Consider the following 13,566-nt stretch of genomic DNA (forward strand, 5'->3'; position numbering starts at 1 on the left):
GCATAAGCCATGCGGCGAAACAGCCCGCGGGTACTGGCCTGTTTCCGAACTCAGTGGCCTGGTTTGATTTTGGGGTGGCAAATTCGCCGGGGCGATCGTTATCTTTGAACTCACCCGCATCAGCGCGGCAGACTAGGGGGTGTTGCGCCCTAGCCATCGAGACCGAGAAACCCAAAGATCGCGAGCGTGAGGCCGCCTCAGTTGGCGGCCTTTTTCATTTCCGGTGGCTGCTAATCGTCCGGGAACGGGAGCATATAGTTGCTGCCTTACTGGGGGGACTCCTTGACTAGCCGTTCCATGAATACCTGTCAGGCGAGTACTTCATAAGCATTAGAACGGCCGCCAAATGCTCGCGAAGGTTAGGATGCCCGACGTCCTCAGTTAGTCTTTGAAACAATTTATTCTTGTAGTCTCCGCCGGGAGGGCGCGGCGTCAAACGCTTCAATTCCTCTCCTACCCCCGGCGCAAGTCGCTTGTAGACGATATTGTTCCTCCAGTGCCCGATGACCCTGGGCCTTCCATCATTCTGGTATAGGGCCAATAAACCATTCCGGTGGGTGACCCGAGTGGTAAGGCCCGGCGCGTGTTGTCCGGAATCGTCGTGCGCAGGTGCCGCTATTTAAGGAACGATGTTGGCTTGCGAGAGTCGACTCGCTGGCTTCCGGTTTGCGTCGCCAAACAGGCTCCCGCCGGAAGTGGACGGCTCTGGCGCATCTCGCTAGGGCCGTCTTGTTCACCCTGGCGGGCGCTTCCAGCTCCTCTTCAGTTTCGCCCGCTTCCTATAATTGTCCATCGCGTTAGTCTGCAACTTGCAGCACATGGGAGTAGGCCAGGGTAATGGCGGTGCTGCTATGACCCACACGCTCGCTGGCGATCTTCGGATGAACGGCGGCAGCCAGCATCGCGGTGGCGCGAGTACGTCTCAAGTCATGCCTCGACATCAACGACAACGCCGAACTTCACGTCGATGAGGTAAACAAAGAATGCTGGCCCCTTGTGAGCGCCGGTCCACTGGGCCGCGGGACCGGAATTTCGTGGAGCTTGCCCGGATTGCTGCTGCTAGGCAGAAATAAGCTCAAATAGGCCCGTGATGGATTGGACCGGGACATCTCAAAAAGCAAAGCGCAAGCAGCACTTAAGCCTTGAGCCCATCGGCCGTGTCGTACCGAATGAAGTACGCACCGTTGATGAGCGTTCTTTAGCCGACGAAGTTCGGCTTCCTGTTGCGTTCGGCGACCGTGGCGGATCGCAGCGTACTGGGCCAAGCCGCTTAGTTGCCCTCTTCGAGAGCCGATCGAACAAACAAGCGTGCGTTCGCAGAATGTAGCGATCGGAACACAGGGAAGTGGCGAAGGGGCGTCACGCCGGTCTTCTGGTCGTCGTTGGCGGTCTTGATGCGCTTGAGCTGCTCGGAGGCGCGGAGCAGGGCGACGCCGCCGCCCGGCACGATGCCTTCCTCGACCGCGGCGCGGGTCGCATGCATCGCGTCATCCACGCGATCCTTGCGCTCCTTCACCTCGGCCTCGGTCGCGCCGCCGACGCGGATCACTGCGACGCCCGTCCGCGAGCTTGGCCAGACGCTCTGCGCAACGTGGGCCTCGATGTCGGCCTTCTTGCCGGCGCCATTGACGATGGTTGTGTTCGCAACGACTTACTGCAGCTTGCCATGCGGCCTCCCTGGCTACCCTTAATGGTATGGAGAATCGTATGGAGGCCTTAATGAAACAGCGCCTCGACAGCGCCGTTGAAGCCGCTGCAAGCGTCGCAGCATATGGTCGAGAAAGGCTCCTGGCGGCAGAACGGCCCCGTGAGCGGTTATTATAATTTCACAAAGTAGTCGTCAGATGATCCTGACCGCCGCGGCCGGATATACGCTGTGGCAGCCGCTCAAAATCCTCGCGTGGTGCTGGCCGATGGCCTATTCGAGCGCATCCTCGGACGACATCGAAGCGAGCGCGCCCTGCATGTCACTCCGAAGGACCTGGACCATGCCGAGGCGGCCTTACTGTTTTTCGAGTTCTCGGATTTGCTGGCGGAATTCTTCTTCCATATCGCGGATCATCTGCGCCGTGGAGCCGTGTGGGAACTCTTTCGCCAGCTCGCGGCATCTGGCGAGTTTGGCTTCTAGCGTCTGCTTTTCCCGAATCCGATCCATAACTGTAGACGGCAGGACAGGGCGAAAGTTCAAATCAGGCCACTGTTAATTTCAAACTAGGCGAATTGCGTCCATGAAAAAGGCCGCCAACTGGCGAGCCCTGCCTCGCAACTGCGGACTTCTCAGGAGCGAAGGGACAAAACGAGGCGGCGAACAGTTCGGCGGGTGAACTTCTCAAAGTGATGACCGACGAGAAGGTGAAGCGAGGACTGCACAAAGCTTTGGTTCTCAGCAATTCGCGACGATCACCGCCCCCGTCATGCCAAGGCAAATCCGCGGCCCGGCCGGCAGCGATGTGTATCCGTTAGCGCGAAAAAATAAGATGATTGGGTTGGCTGATCTTAAAAGCGCGAACGGAACGGATATTCCTCATAGGGCTGTTCGCCAACTGATACTTAATTCAGCGATCTCTTTCGAATGCTTCAGGAACATGGCGCTCCGCTTGCTTGTGAATTCTGCAGTGACACTGAGAAATTCGACGGGCGACCTCATCGTCGCGAGCCTCTCAGCGAACTCAAAGGCAAATTGCATATCGGCTTGTGCCACTTCCAGCAACTTTGCTTGAATTGCTCGCACGTTTGCCGCGGCTGAAGAAAAATCAGATCCTTTCGTTGGGTCGTAATTGGGCTCATCTTGTAAGGCTGTTGCAGGCTCAAGGCGAGTTTCGTGAAAAGCTGTCATCGGATCACCCCCGAGAGCCTCTTCTTCGCTATGTCGCTCTGGGTGTGATTCAGTCGAGGCTGTCCCAGCTGAGGGCAGACGGCTTCCTTTGGGACTTCTAACAACAGTCTGAGCGACCCGCTGGGCCTTAGCGGCTATTTTCGGGCCGAGGCTGTGCTTTGACTTCGCTGCCGGTCTACGTTTACTCATTTGACACTCCGAGGATTGATTGGGTCGACCACGACGGTCATTCGTAGGTCAGTACCCTGTACGTTCCAGACCCAGGATTATGAACTCCACATCCCTAAGATTAGGGCCAGCGGCGGATGACTGTCAGCGGTCTTAGCTGAGGCCGTTATTTTCGTCGGCGCCTTGTTCGCTTGAACGCACGATTTCGGCTTCGGCCCGAATTAAGCTTGCTCAGCCGCTTCGCATTTACCGCTACATGCCGCCGATATTGATGGACTATTTCATCACCCGAAGCACCAGCCATTAGACTGGCGGTAGCTTCGAAAGCAGCACGTATTTTTTCGCTGACCATCAGTTCAGCTTCGCGACGAGCTCTTCTGCCGCCGCGCATCAGTTTCATCATCCGCAGCGCAACTACGCCATTTGCGTCGACTGCCAACATCATCAACGAAGTGAACATCCGCCGATTGGCTTGATGTGGTTTGAAAAGCGCAGCTCTGTACATCTGACTAGTTCGGTCACCAACTTTCGAATTCATTCAATAAGCGAAGTAGGGCACTGGTGACGCGCAACTTGAGTGCGGATCGTCGGTTTAATAGGCGCCTTGAATATCTCGCGGCCGCTCTCATCTCGGACTGAGATATAGTTCCCTGGCTTTGCGAAAGTCGGCCGCTCGGTGCCCATGCGATGAGCGATGAACTGAGCGTGGTCCTTCGCTTCCTCGCCGGACTTGCATTGGCGTCCCAGGACGTCGTGGGCCGGAAGCTCTCCGGCTAGGTCAAAGAAAAACGTCTTCATAGGCGCATAACCCAGCACTGCGCCGACTGTTCCTAATCGCTACCACAGAGTGGGATTTGCTATGGGGCCTGTAGCCATAAGGCAGGAGCACAACATGGTACGTTACCGAGAGACTGCGCAGATTATGCAGTGATGATCGTCAACCGCGCAGGCTTGTCGACAAATCATCAATCGGAAGATGATCGAGCCCTCGCTTCGGCTTCTCGGGCTAGCCGCTCTGCCTTCAGACGCTCGCGGTTTTCGTGGAAAGAGTTCTGCGCCTTTTCGTAATCAGTCACGTCATTTCTGACCTCTCTGAACGCCTTGTGGGCCTGCCGCTCGGCCGGCGTCGTCTCCCGGCGCATAAAGGCGTGGTCTCTAATCATTTTCACCTCGACGAGTTAGCTTACCCAACGCGGCGCGCTGATGTTTGATCCAAAAGCTGGCGAAATCAGAGGGGCAGCCGACTTAAGCCCCCTTCGCGGCATATGAGCGGGAGTCATCTAGCTCTCGACTCCAGACGTCCACGCGAGCCCCGGCGATTCCTGCGGCTTTCTTAAGGAGGTCGCTTACGACTGGCCTGATCGCCGAGGTTTGCTGGGGTGTGGTGAGTGCCTTCCCGCAGTTAACAGCTCGAAAGGGCGACGAACCGTCCGAGATAAGGGGCTGACTCGATCCAATGTTGCGGGCAGCAAGCCAAGGAAGCTGTAGTGGAGATACCAAGAGATTGTTGCGCAGGGACCGCGACGTCCGGTTCGGGCCGGACCACGGCGGCTTCCGGTCTATGCCGGCGACGGACATTCTCAGGGTGGGCGGGCATGTCTCAAAGGTGCCAAATTCAGACGTTCGCTCCCTTTGAAGCGCCGGGTAAAAGGCGGCATTGCGCCACGTGCTGCTTCACGTTGATTGCAGCTGGCTCACTTCGCGATGCGGTCTTTGCCGACGGCTTCACGGCGCATCTGGGAGCCCGGCGTCAGCAGTGGTGCCGCCAGAAGGGGAGCGAAGTTCATCGCTTCATCCTTTTCTCTGCGGTTGCAACTTCACACTACCACCTCAAGATCGCGCGCGAAAACGCACGCAATCGGAATTGGAAGCTGGAAGGCTATTTACTGCACTCGCGGCGGCTACAAGAGCCCGACGGTCGGCTTGAGGAGTCGACAGAGGAGTCTACCGTCGGGCCTTACCACGCTGGATGCCGGACCAACGCGGCTTATTCCAACCTCGCAATGCCCGAAAAGTGCCTAGATCGGAGGTGAAGCCGGCCGGCATTGCGGGGACGTCGTCGGGATCGGCCGGATTGGTTTTGTTGCAGACGGGGCATGGTGCGCCGGCGCCGCCGCAGCCGCAGGCCCTGCCACCCAAGAACGGCCGGTCGAGATGAAACCACCGCGTATTGTCGCACCGGGGGCAGTACCGCATCGACGAGCGTCCTCCAGCAAAGGAAAATCAATGTCGGTGCAGGCAGTGGGTTCTAAGGGCTTAGAGTGCGACTAACTTATGTTGTAGAGGCGACGGCTGGCCAATGCTGCGATACCGGCGCATCCTTGGGTGACGGCTGCTTTCAGCTCTGACGTCCCCGGAGCTCGGGCTTTGGCTTAGGCAAAAAGATCGGCGCCGCTGTGCGTTGAATTCAAGAACCTTCCGCTCTCGTGCCGGGCGTGGGGGACGATTTATCCTGGTTTCGCAGTTCTTGCTCCGCTTGCTGCCAAAACTCGTCTTCCTTGCCTTTTGGCCTGCCATGGCGCTCCCAGATCTCATAAGCGCGCTTCTTGATTTCTTCTTCGGCGTTACCCGATGCGCCGTCATCCCTGTTCGGGGATCGCGCCAGTTCCGTCCAAACCTCAGCGAGCCGAAGCCACGCCGCTCTATCGGCGTCGTCAGTTACCGTCCTCGCGTTAGCGCGGCACTCCTCAGCCTTTCGGCGATACCGTTCTGCATCTGCAGGTGTCATGCCCTATCATGCGCGGCGGGCCGATCCGTTCCTGGCGATGAGCGCGACGCTCATGACATTGCCTCCATGACCCGTTCCATCGCGGGATGCTGGCGGTTCTTGACCTTCACCCAATCGGGCGAGCGTCCGCTACGATAGCGGCTACCAGCGCGCTTCGACACAAGCCCCTCGAGCCCCATCAGGCAGCATGCCTGAATAAGTCGGGGCCGATCTCTCCCTGTTCAAAATCACTCAGGAAGATGCCGTCCACCCGCCGCGCAAGGAGTCTGGCCAAGCTCGACTTTCGCATCGTGAGCGGCAGGTTACGGATATCGTCGCCGTCGCTCGCCAACATGTCGAAGGCATAGAACTGGACCTCCTCGTCGTGCTGGCGCGAGTGCAAGCCGTTGAAGTCAGATCTACCATCGACGCCGAGCAGCACGGCTTCACCGTCGATCACAACGAGGTCTGACGGTTTCGTAAAGCGCCCTGGACGATCAGCGGGAAACGGTGGCTCCAGTCGTACCCGTTGCGGGTGAACAGCCGAACGCGCTATGCCTTCCACGTTGAACAATTAGCCGATAACCGTCGTGCTTGATCTCGTGGAGCCATTCCGGCCGACCAGGGACCTTGACCCCGCGCGTCGGAATGCAGGGGTCGAACGCAGGCTTCGGCATGCGGGATAAATAGGCAACCGCAGATGAAATGCGAGTCGGATTCAGACCAGCTGAGGGTCAACTGACGCCGATCTTGGTCCTCGTGCCGTTCGACAAAATCAGAAATCGCAGCGGGCAGTTCGCGCATCTGCAGATCGCAGCGACGGCGTAGCTCGCGGGCGACGTCTTCGGAAATGTCTTCCGACCAGCGCTCGGCGGTATTGAAGGCGACGACACGGATAGGGTTGCTATATTGGCCGGTCAGCAGACCCTGAATGACCGTCTCAAGATCGGTCGCCTCGTAATCGGCTTCGCGCCAGGCGCGGCCCAATCGACCGAAATCATCTGCCACCAAGTAAACCGCCTCATCATTGCCGCTCGGGACGATCGACGGCGTCCAACTGAACCTGCGCATGATGAACTCCACGCAATGCGGATTCAAATTGACCTGAGCTGAATCGTTCCGTTGGGAAGAACTGGAGCGGGCGCCATTATGACGCGTTGCCGTGTAACAGGAGGTGTCGCGGGATGGCAAAGAAGCAATCGAGCCGCGGGCGTAACCAGGACCGGGCGCGGGTCGGCGGAGGACAGGACCACGAAGTGCGTTTATGAGGCCAAGAAGGTTATCGGCGGCTGCCGTGAAGAAGGCGGTCAAGAGAATCGGCAGCAGCCGCAAGCGGGTCGAGCGCCGCCGGCCGATGACGATCGTCACTATGCATGTGGCCGCCTACTGCGACGGCTCTAGTTTCTGTGCCGACTGATTGAAGGTGAACTTGACTTGTAATACCGGTCCATCGTCATCCCGCACGTCGATTGCCATGTCGTGTCCCGCGCCGCGTGGATGTCTTCGGACCGTGTCCCTGGCCATGTCGGCAAGCGCACGAGGCGCTTCCTCCTGCACCGCTTCAATGGTTAGTTCCATGCCCTCCTCATCTGGAGCAATATCGTCACCCTCTCGCAAGTCGAAATAATTGCGCTTCTTCATACGCCCTAGATTCAGCCCGACTGGATCGTTCCGGCCGAAGCGCCGGCTCGAACGTTAGGAACCGCCCGCGGAGGGGCGGATTAAAATGATAGTCGCACTTTCCCGATGCGACACTTAAGCCGCAAGGAAGGGCCCCAGCGTCGCGCTGGGCCCTTTCCACTAAAAACGAAACCGCCACCGAGCCGAATAATGCTCAGTGGCGGTGCGCTGGAACTGGAAATCGCATCCTCCAGTAAGCTTATGTCGGCGCAAAGTGCGGCTAGGTTCATTCGCGTTACTCTGTGCTGGCGATCCAAGCCTGCTCTCCGCATGAGCACTGATACGTACGGACCGTTTGATCCTTCCGAGGATCATGAACCTTGTGAACGAGCTTAGGTTCAAGGCCGCATCGGCACCTGACCGGCTCTTTGCCTGAGATGACCTTTGGAATTGATGGTGGAGGCATTGTCGCTCTCCGACGAGGCGGGAGCGCAGTAGCGTCTCTCTGTCACCGATAGCTTACCGATTTGATCGCGCGGTGATTGATCGACCTTAAAGGAAACGTCGAGTTCGAGATATAGGAATCATTTTTGGCTGTGTCGGATGGCTGAACCGTGATCGATCGGTCGTCTTCAATGGCGCCCGTTCCGATCAGCCATTCTCGCTCCTTTGCGAGCAGACGATAGCAAGCCGCGATGTTGTCATATCACTTTCTCAATACATCAACGGTAGCTGACGCAGCCAGTGCTTCGAATTCCGCCGCTCTCTCCAAATATTTCCTGACGCTACGCACCTTGCCCTCGTCATTCCGGGGGTCGCAAACCGGGCGACTTCAGCCACTCGTCGATATGGGCGCCGGTCTCGGCCTGACGGGCCTTATGTTCGAGGTCATGCCGCTCCGTTCCGGGCGGTAGTTTCTCGGCTTCCGCGCGTAAGCGTTCGGCCTCTCGGGTAAGGTCATCGGGAAAGGACACCACATGTTTGAAACGGCGTCGCTGCATGGCGCTGCTCCACGCGAGGTTGGCGGGAGCGCGACCGGCGTTCTCATCACCGATAACTGCCGTCGGACCGTGCGGTGACGGGAACATTTTGCGCCCAGCTAGGAGCGGCTGGCCGCAGGATTATTTCGTTCCCTCCAAGGAACTTTTCGGAGTTTGGCTCAGGTACGTCACTGGAGTAGGGGTCATCAGTGCGCCTCCAAGTTTTGCGGAGGTGAATTAACGCGCTCAAGGCCAGGTCGGCTTTAGGCGAAGGTGGACTTGTGGCGGCGTTATCACCGGAACTCCTTGCTCCTTCGGGAGTTCCTTTGCTGGGAACTGGGAGGACCTCAAATGCAAGCGGCCATTGATCGTGTAATGCAAACCTACGGCATGATGGTCAATCTCACACCGACACAAGAGGCCGAAGTCCGGGAGGAGGTCTCCCGCTTCTTGAAAGAAAAAGACGGCGATGAGCACGGATTAGCGGTCGAGGGCCTCAAGCATTTACTTGGCCACACTACAAAGCGCCGGCGTCGCGCTCACTCACTTCAGGACTGCGTCAAGTAGCTGCTGGGGCTCATAGGGCTTCATAAGAAAGTGGGTGTCGTGCGGCACGTAGGGCGGGCCATGTCCAGAAACCAACACGACATTCAGGCCCGGGAACCGACGCTTTGCATACTGCGCAAGTTCTACCCCGGACATCTCACCACCAAGCTCTACATCGGTCACGAGAGCCCGCAGTTCAGGGCCGGTTGAAGCAAGCACCAGTTCCGCGACCTCTCCATTGGCACACTCCACCACCTCGAGACCTTCGCTTTTCAGGAGATCGGCGAGGCACTCGCGCTGGAACGCATCATCCTCCACAACAAGGGCTATGAAATTGGACATCATTGCCTCCGGTCAATGACAAATCCCGGAATTCGCAATCGTTCAATCGCGGTCCGCGGCCGGCATAATCTTCGAATGGATCGGTTGTGCTGGGCTGACGCAGCTAAGCGAACAACTCCGCGCCGGCGGGGGTGAAAGTGACGAAAGTCCCTGACTCATGCAGCGTGAACCAGCCGCGGTCGATCGCGAGCTTGAGGCCAGCGCCGTACTCGGCCGGGCTGCCGCCATCTCGAAAAAGAAACGGCTCATTGAGTTTCTCGATGTGGATACGCCCTTGAACCGGCTCGACCGCGTTTTCGATCTCGAGGATCTTGCGCGCAGCTTTTTCCAGGTCGGCATAGGGGCGGGCATCGGCGTATTTCATGCGGCGGCCTTGTCTTCCTTGTCAGCGCCTCGAGCGACGATCCTGATGGCGTCGTCGGGCAACGGCCGCTGCAGCGCCTTGGCCTCATCCCACGGCGCGCGCATCCAGACGTCGCGTTCTTCGTCCGTCATCAGGATGACCGGCATGGCTTTCGCATGGATCGGCTCGACGACGGCATTCGGCGAGGTCGTCAGAAAGCCGTAGACCTGGTGCGGGCCCGGAATCGGTTTCGATTTCGTTCCGCGGTCACCCTTGAACTCGGTCCAGATGCCGCCAAAGCAGGTCAGCGGCCGATCATCGTTAATCGCGAACCAGACGACGTCCTTTTTCTTGGTGTCCGGGTTCGGCTCCGGCGCATATTCCGCAAAGCTGTTGAACGGCACCAGGCAGCGGTTTTCCGGCTTCAGCCAGCCGCGCCAGTGCGGCGAGGAGGTGTTGCGGATATTGGTTACCGGCGGTCCGCCCGTCCGCGGCGGTGGTGGCATGCCCCAGCGCATCAGGACGAGCTCACGTTCGGCGCCGGTGTTACGCACGACTGGCGCGGGATAATCTGGAAACACGCCCGGCATCGGCGGCAGGTTGCCGACATAGCTGTTCATGACGCGAAAGAGGGCAGCGATCGCGCTTTGATTGGTGGTGATTGAATAGAGATTACACATCGGCAGTTTCGGTCATGTGGGCTGCCGTGACGTGCCTATCCATACTCGCGATGTCAATCTCTGCACCGCAGAAGCACCGTGCGCGGCCTTCTTGGGTTTGGTCGGAAGCTTGCAGCCCGTCGCCCACATTGCCTGCTTCCATGCAGTCCAGGCACGCGCATAGCGGTACGCTGCAAAGTCGTCGTCCGTAAAGGCGGTCCGCAATTATCGCCACGCAGCTTCGAACTTTTGTCGCGCGTCGTGTAAATCGATAGCAGTGCCCGCAGCGTCGACACCGCGATGCGCCGGCGGACCGAAACCGCAGTACCACTCCAATTGGTCTACGGTGGTGGGAACACCGGCGCGTGGGCCGATATCGCCGATACATACATCGCCGAGATAGATCTTCCAGCGGTCGGGACGATGAGGATCACGGCGGCGGATCAGTTCGATCATCGTGTCCAGCTCAGCCAGTAACGATCCATTAACCCCTAGGGCAGTTAGCCGTCACGAAGATCGTCATAGCGACGGCTTTTTGCCACCCACCCGCCACCAGCTTGCCTGACGAATCAGGCGTGTCTGGAATCTCAACTCTTTTCACTGGCTGGAGTACTGAAGTGCGGAGAGAGATGACGAAGGCCTACGAAGTCGAATGCGTCGCGTTTACGCGAGACATCCGGGCGCTCTTGGCTAAAAGACAGATTTCGCCGCCGATGGCCCAAGTCGTCTTGATCAACACGCTAGTCGCGATGATTAAGCATTTGAGAAAAAAAGACACGATGGAAGAGGCTGCGGAGGATTTGGTTCGCACGCTGCAACGGGCGATCTCGAAATCTCACTAAGCCTCAACCGCTGGCTCGCCGGCTTCTGAATGGAAACGGCCCCAGCCAGACGGAAAGAAGCTGGGGCCGCCTTCTTCCGGGGTGGGGCTTGGGGGCAAGTCCCCCGGAAGCTATGAAATGACTCCCCCAGCAGGCGCATGTTCCTCAGGTCTTGCTTCTTTCCCGATCAGTCTCAGCTAAAGACGCGGAAATAAGAAACGGCCCCAACTTGCGCTGGAAACCTAGCTGGGGCCGCCACTTTCTCCCGGTTTGACTCCACAATCCCCCGGGAGCGACGGAATCGATTCTCGGCAAGGCTGCAGGTTCCTAAGGAAAGGACCCGCAGGGGCTGGCGGGCTCAACGATCTTCCGCGTTCTGTTCACTATGGGGCAGACGTTGCCACCGTTTGCCGCTTCGATCGGTAAGCCAGATGGGTACCCACTACCCTGTCTGGCTGTTCAGAAGGTAATACTTTGGAGGCCTCAGCGCACCGCCGCGCGCTGGGGCCATTTTTATTCTGCGCCAATCACCTCGTACTCAAAGGCCACGCCTTCGAGATCGTTTTCCTCAAACCATTCTCCGCGGCGTCCTCGCTGGCGAAGACCTTGATGTGCCAGGGGTCGCCCGCGTCACGAAATGCTCGAACACTTGACGAAGGCCGCGCATATCGAACCACTGCCCGCAGCCGAGCATTTCCTGTGATGATCAACTTCGGTCTTGGCGATGCCGTCAGCGGCCTTACTCAGTTTCGTCATCACGGCGCCTATGACCTCGTATTCAAACACGGCGCCTTCAGGATCGTTCACCAGAAACCACTCATCGGCAAGGTCCGAGTTTGCAAACACCTTGAGATGGTCACGGTCGCCGACCTGCTTGCTGGTATCTACGTAAATCCAGACCGTTTTCATTGGTCTCTCTTCAGCTTCCGGCGCCCCCAATGATGCTTTTTCCCTGGCTGGTAAACTCACGGACATGGCCGCGGTTCAACGCCCGCATGGCGCCGATCCTGGCCAGCATCGTGGGGCCGTCGTTCTCTGCAACGAGGATTAGCGCCTCCATTGCAGCCTGCCATTCGGGCGCGGAGTGAACAAGAGCAGCGGAATTCTTGCTTAGGCGATCCAAGTGCGATCTCCGCACTGCAGGCATTCAAACATTTGAATCACAATTCCGCTTTCAGATTCCACGATCGTCCGGACGAGAGTGAGCTTTCCTCCGCAGAAACGGCAGTCATAGTTTGATTGGTAGTGAACAGTGGCAATCTTCTCAGCTCGAAACAGCTCCATGACGGGCGCCACGCTCGAGGTAGGATACGGAGCATCGGTTTCGGAAGCTTACGGCGCCGTTGTCTTACGGGAGGGCGGCTCCGGCTCGGAGGTTCGGAATGCGCGTTCCGGAGCCGTCCTCTTGCGCGCCTGTCCGAGCGCAGAATCTACACTATCGGCGAAAATAAGAGCCGGGCCGGCTACTTTGTCACGTCCGCAACTCTGGCGGGGTAATCCCTTGGACACGTAAGCTGAGTGGAACTTGACACCGATCAAGTGTTCCGTTCGCCATATCACCGTGCACCCGCACCTCAAGCGATCGGCGAAGCGATTTCGGCCCGCTACTTTCATCGATCGAATATGTCAGGGCCGGCAGTTTCCGCGCCCTGGCGGTAACGCCAGTGGCGCGCTCGGCAATATTGCTGGACGTTCCGGCTCTGGGCGAAACCTTGCCAGGTTACGAGGCAAGCGATTCGGCCTCGGCGGTCCAAAACGCACGCCGGAGGTAGTCATTGAAAAGCTGAACAAGGAAGTCAACGTCAGCATCGCCGATCCGAAATTCCGGGCCCGGCTTGCCAATCTGGGCGGCACGACTGTTGGCGGGCGACCCGCTGACTTTGCCAAACTGATCTCTGACGAGGTCAAGAAATGGAGCAGCGTGGTTTTGGCAGCCAATATGGAACGGTGATGAGCAGCAGGGGGAACTGCCGAACTAAGGGATTTCGGCCGGTCTATGTCCGCTAATGGGATGGTCCGGCCGTGCTCCGGCCCTGCCAGCACGAGAAGCTGGCAAGGGGCGCTCAAGACAAGGAGCACGCCATGTCTCAGAAACTCAACGCGGCGATCGCCGTGATCGGCATCGATATCGGCAAGAACTCGCTCCACATCGTGGGTCATGATCACCGCGGTGCCATCGTGCTGCGGCAGAAGTGGTCACGCGGCCAGGTGGAAACGCGGCTCGCCAACGTGCCGCCGTGCTTGATCGGTATGGAGGCCTGCGTCGGCGTCCATCATCTCAGCCGCAAGCTCCAGATGCTTGGCCACGACGCCCGCCTGATGCCGGCGAAGTACGTGCGCCCGTATTCGAAGGGACAGAAGAATGACTTCCGAGATGCGGAAGCCATCGCCGAGGCTGTCCAACGCCCGACGATGAAGTTCGTCGCGACCAAGACCGCCGAACAGCTCGACCTTCAGGCACTGCACCGCGTCCGCTATCGATTGGTCGGTCAGCGTACCGGCGTCATCAATCAGATCCGTGCGTTCCTGCTGGAGCGGGGCATC

At 58.5% G+C, this 13,566-nt stretch carries 18 protein-coding genes and 3 pseudogenes; 6 read left to right on the forward strand and 15 right to left on the reverse strand.

The annotated features are described in order from the left end of the window. Positions 1-797: 797 nt before the first annotated feature. Together IVA95_RS13345 and IVA95_RS13350 are read right to left on the reverse strand one after the other, a co-directional pair. Entirely contained in the window at positions 798-926 is a 129-nt protein-coding gene (locus IVA95_RS13345; RefSeq protein WP_247510899.1) for a hypothetical protein, read from the reverse strand. Between the two features lie 434 nt (positions 927-1,360). Further along, positions 1,361-1,642: pseudogene (locus tag IVA95_RS13350) on the reverse strand (TCP-1/cpn60 chaperonin family protein); the annotation flags it as partial. A gap of 234 nt (positions 1,643-1,876) precedes the next feature. Between IVA95_RS13350 and IVA95_RS13355 the strand changes: the two are divergent. After that, complete coding sequence (locus IVA95_RS13355; protein ID WP_247510900.1) at positions 1,877-2,128, forward strand: hypothetical protein; 252 nt, start codon at positions 1,877-1,879, stop codon at positions 2,126-2,128. Between the two features lie 396 nt (positions 2,129-2,524). Here IVA95_RS13355 and IVA95_RS13360 read toward each other — a convergent pair whose 3' ends face one another. The 5 genes from IVA95_RS13360 to IVA95_RS39010 form a co-directional block, all read right to left on the reverse strand. Then, complete coding sequence (locus IVA95_RS13360) at positions 2,525-2,836, reverse strand: phasin family protein (protein WP_247510901.1); 312 nt, start codon at positions 2,834-2,836, stop codon at positions 2,525-2,527. A 334-nt stretch (positions 2,837-3,170) separates the two neighbouring features. Then, complete coding sequence (locus IVA95_RS13365) at positions 3,171-3,509, reverse strand: hypothetical protein (RefSeq protein WP_346658000.1); 339 nt, start codon at positions 3,507-3,509, stop codon at positions 3,171-3,173. A 1,902-nt stretch (positions 3,510-5,411) separates the two neighbouring features. Beyond that, positions 5,412-5,732, reverse strand: coding sequence for a DUF2934 domain-containing protein (locus IVA95_RS39000; RefSeq protein WP_346658001.1), 321 nt, complete (start codon positions 5,730-5,732; stop codon positions 5,412-5,414). 178 nt (positions 5,733-5,910) lie between these two features. Then, the gene (locus IVA95_RS39005) at positions 5,911-6,171 is read right to left on the reverse strand and encodes a hypothetical protein (RefSeq protein ID WP_346658002.1); all 261 of its coding nucleotides are present in this window, start codon (positions 6,169-6,171) and stop codon (positions 5,911-5,913) included. Between the two features lie 92 nt (positions 6,172-6,263). After that, on the reverse strand, positions 6,264-6,782 hold the full coding sequence (locus tag IVA95_RS39010) for a hypothetical protein (protein ID WP_346658003.1): 519 nt from the start codon (positions 6,780-6,782) through the stop codon (positions 6,264-6,266). Positions 6,783-6,895: 113 nt separating this feature from the next. Here IVA95_RS39010 and IVA95_RS13385 point away from each other — a divergent pair. Continuing rightward, positions 6,896-7,059, forward strand: a pseudogene (locus IVA95_RS13385) (DUF3606 domain-containing protein); the annotation flags it as partial. A gap of 35 nt (positions 7,060-7,094) precedes the next feature. On the opposite strand, the gene IVA95_RS13390 reads toward IVA95_RS13385, so the two are convergent. Together IVA95_RS13390 and IVA95_RS13395 are read right to left on the reverse strand one after the other, a co-directional pair. Next, a complete protein-coding gene (locus tag IVA95_RS13390) occupies positions 7,095-7,352 on the reverse strand; it encodes a hypothetical protein (protein ID WP_247510903.1) in 258 nt (85 codons plus the stop codon). A gap of 782 nt (positions 7,353-8,134) precedes the next feature. Beyond that, positions 8,135-8,332, reverse strand: a complete 198-nt coding sequence (locus IVA95_RS13395) for a hypothetical protein (RefSeq protein WP_247510904.1) — start codon at positions 8,330-8,332, stop codon at positions 8,135-8,137. A 330-nt stretch (positions 8,333-8,662) separates the two neighbouring features. On the opposite strand from IVA95_RS13395, the gene IVA95_RS13400 reads away from it, so the two are divergent. Next, positions 8,663-8,878: a hypothetical protein gene (locus IVA95_RS13400; RefSeq protein ID WP_213257181.1), complete on the forward strand. Its 216-nt coding sequence runs from the start codon at positions 8,663-8,665 to the stop codon at positions 8,876-8,878. On the opposite strand, the gene IVA95_RS13405 is transcribed toward IVA95_RS13400, so the two are convergent. From IVA95_RS13405 to IVA95_RS13420, 4 genes are all read right to left on the reverse strand, one after another. Next, entirely contained in the window at positions 8,855-9,199 is a 345-nt protein-coding gene (locus IVA95_RS13405; protein ID WP_213257188.1) for a response regulator, read from the reverse strand. The two genes, IVA95_RS13400 and IVA95_RS13405, sit on opposite strands and share 24 nt — an antisense overlap. 103 nt (positions 9,200-9,302) lie before the next feature. Next, positions 9,303-9,563 carry a hypothetical protein gene (locus tag IVA95_RS13410; protein WP_247510905.1) on the reverse strand — a complete coding sequence of 87 codons (261 nt, stop codon included), beginning with the start codon at positions 9,561-9,563 and terminating at the stop codon, positions 9,303-9,305. Next, a complete protein-coding gene (locus IVA95_RS13415) occupies positions 9,560-10,222 on the reverse strand; it encodes an SOS response-associated peptidase family protein (protein WP_247510906.1) in 663 nt (220 codons plus the stop codon). The genes IVA95_RS13410 and IVA95_RS13415 overlap by 4 nt, the downstream gene beginning before the upstream one ends. Positions 10,223-10,426: 204 nt before the next feature. Beyond that, entirely contained in the window at positions 10,427-10,657 is a 231-nt protein-coding gene (locus IVA95_RS13420; RefSeq protein ID WP_247510907.1) for a hypothetical protein, read from the reverse strand. 173 nt (positions 10,658-10,830) lie between these two features. Here IVA95_RS13420 and IVA95_RS13425 point away from each other — a divergent pair, with 173 nt between their 5' ends. Then, positions 10,831-11,043, forward strand: a complete 213-nt coding sequence (locus tag IVA95_RS13425) for a hypothetical protein (RefSeq protein WP_247510908.1) — start codon at positions 10,831-10,833, stop codon at positions 11,041-11,043. Positions 11,044-11,652: 609 nt separating this feature from the next. Here the strand turns inward: IVA95_RS13425 and IVA95_RS13430 are convergent. Further along, positions 11,653-11,931 (reverse strand): hypothetical protein, encoded by a 279-nt coding sequence (locus IVA95_RS13430; protein ID WP_247510909.1) that lies wholly within the window; start codon positions 11,929-11,931, stop codon positions 11,653-11,655. Continuing rightward, positions 11,928-12,169: pseudogene (locus IVA95_RS13435) on the reverse strand (hypothetical protein). The gene IVA95_RS13430 and the pseudogene IVA95_RS13435 overlap by 4 nt, the downstream one beginning before the upstream one ends. Before the next feature lie 378 nt (positions 12,170-12,547). On the opposite strand from IVA95_RS13435, the gene IVA95_RS13440 reads away from it, so the two are divergent. Beyond that, positions 12,548-12,973: a tripartite tricarboxylate transporter substrate-binding protein gene (locus IVA95_RS13440; protein WP_247510910.1), complete on the forward strand. Its 426-nt coding sequence runs from the start codon at positions 12,548-12,550 to the stop codon at positions 12,971-12,973. Positions 12,974-13,104: 131 nt separating this feature from the next. Continuing rightward, positions 13,105-13,566: IS110 family transposase (locus IVA95_RS13445; protein ID WP_247510911.1), on the forward strand; the 462-nt coding region annotated here is incomplete at its 3' end.

Origin of the sequence: Bradyrhizobium sp. 157 (assembly GCF_023073815.1) — a bacterium.
In the GTDB taxonomy this organism is placed as follows: domain Bacteria; phylum Pseudomonadota; class Alphaproteobacteria; order Rhizobiales; family Xanthobacteraceae; genus Bradyrhizobium.

What these genes read in the sequence shown, in the direction of transcription:
- IVA95_RS13400 (WP_213257181.1), top strand. Translation starts at nt 8,663, where the DNA reads ATGCAAGCGGCCATTGATCGTGTAATGCAAACCTACGGCATGATGGTC.
- IVA95_RS39000 (WP_346658001.1), bottom strand. Translation starts at nt 5,732, where the DNA reads ATGACACCTGCAGATGCAGAACGGTATCGCCGAAAGGCTGAGGAGTGC.
- IVA95_RS13420 (WP_247510907.1), bottom strand. Translation starts at nt 10,657, where the DNA reads ATGATCGAACTGATCCGCCGCCGTGATCCTCATCGTCCCGACCGCTGG.
- IVA95_RS13430 (WP_247510909.1), bottom strand. Translation starts at nt 11,931, where the DNA reads ATGAAAACGGTCTGGATTTACGTAGATACCAGCAAGCAGGTCGGCGAC.
- IVA95_RS13410 (WP_247510905.1), bottom strand. Translation starts at nt 9,563, where the DNA reads ATGAAATACGCCGATGCCCGCCCCTATGCCGACCTGGAAAAAGCTGCG.
- IVA95_RS13405 (WP_213257188.1), bottom strand. Translation starts at nt 9,199, where the DNA reads ATGTCCAATTTCATAGCCCTTGTTGTGGAGGATGATGCGTTCCAGCGC.
- IVA95_RS13415 (WP_247510906.1), bottom strand. Translation starts at nt 10,222, where the DNA reads ATGTGTAATCTCTATTCAATCACCACCAATCAAAGCGCGATCGCTGCC.
- IVA95_RS13390 (WP_247510903.1), bottom strand. Translation starts at nt 7,352, where the DNA reads ATGAAGAAGCGCAATTATTTCGACTTGCGAGAGGGTGACGATATTGCT.
- IVA95_RS13360 (WP_247510901.1), bottom strand. Translation starts at nt 2,836, where the DNA reads ATGACAGCTTTTCACGAAACTCGCCTTGAGCCTGCAACAGCCTTACAA.
- IVA95_RS13425 (WP_247510908.1), top strand. Translation starts at nt 10,831, where the DNA reads ATGACGAAGGCCTACGAAGTCGAATGCGTCGCGTTTACGCGAGACATC.
- IVA95_RS13365 (WP_346658000.1), bottom strand. Translation starts at nt 3,509, where the DNA reads ATGTACAGAGCTGCGCTTTTCAAACCACATCAAGCCAATCGGCGGATG.
- IVA95_RS39010 (WP_346658003.1), bottom strand. Translation starts at nt 6,782, where the DNA reads ATGCGCAGGTTCAGTTGGACGCCGTCGATCGTCCCGAGCGGCAATGAT.
- IVA95_RS13395 (WP_247510904.1), bottom strand. Translation starts at nt 8,332, where the DNA reads ATGCAGCGACGCCGTTTCAAACATGTGGTGTCCTTTCCCGATGACCTT.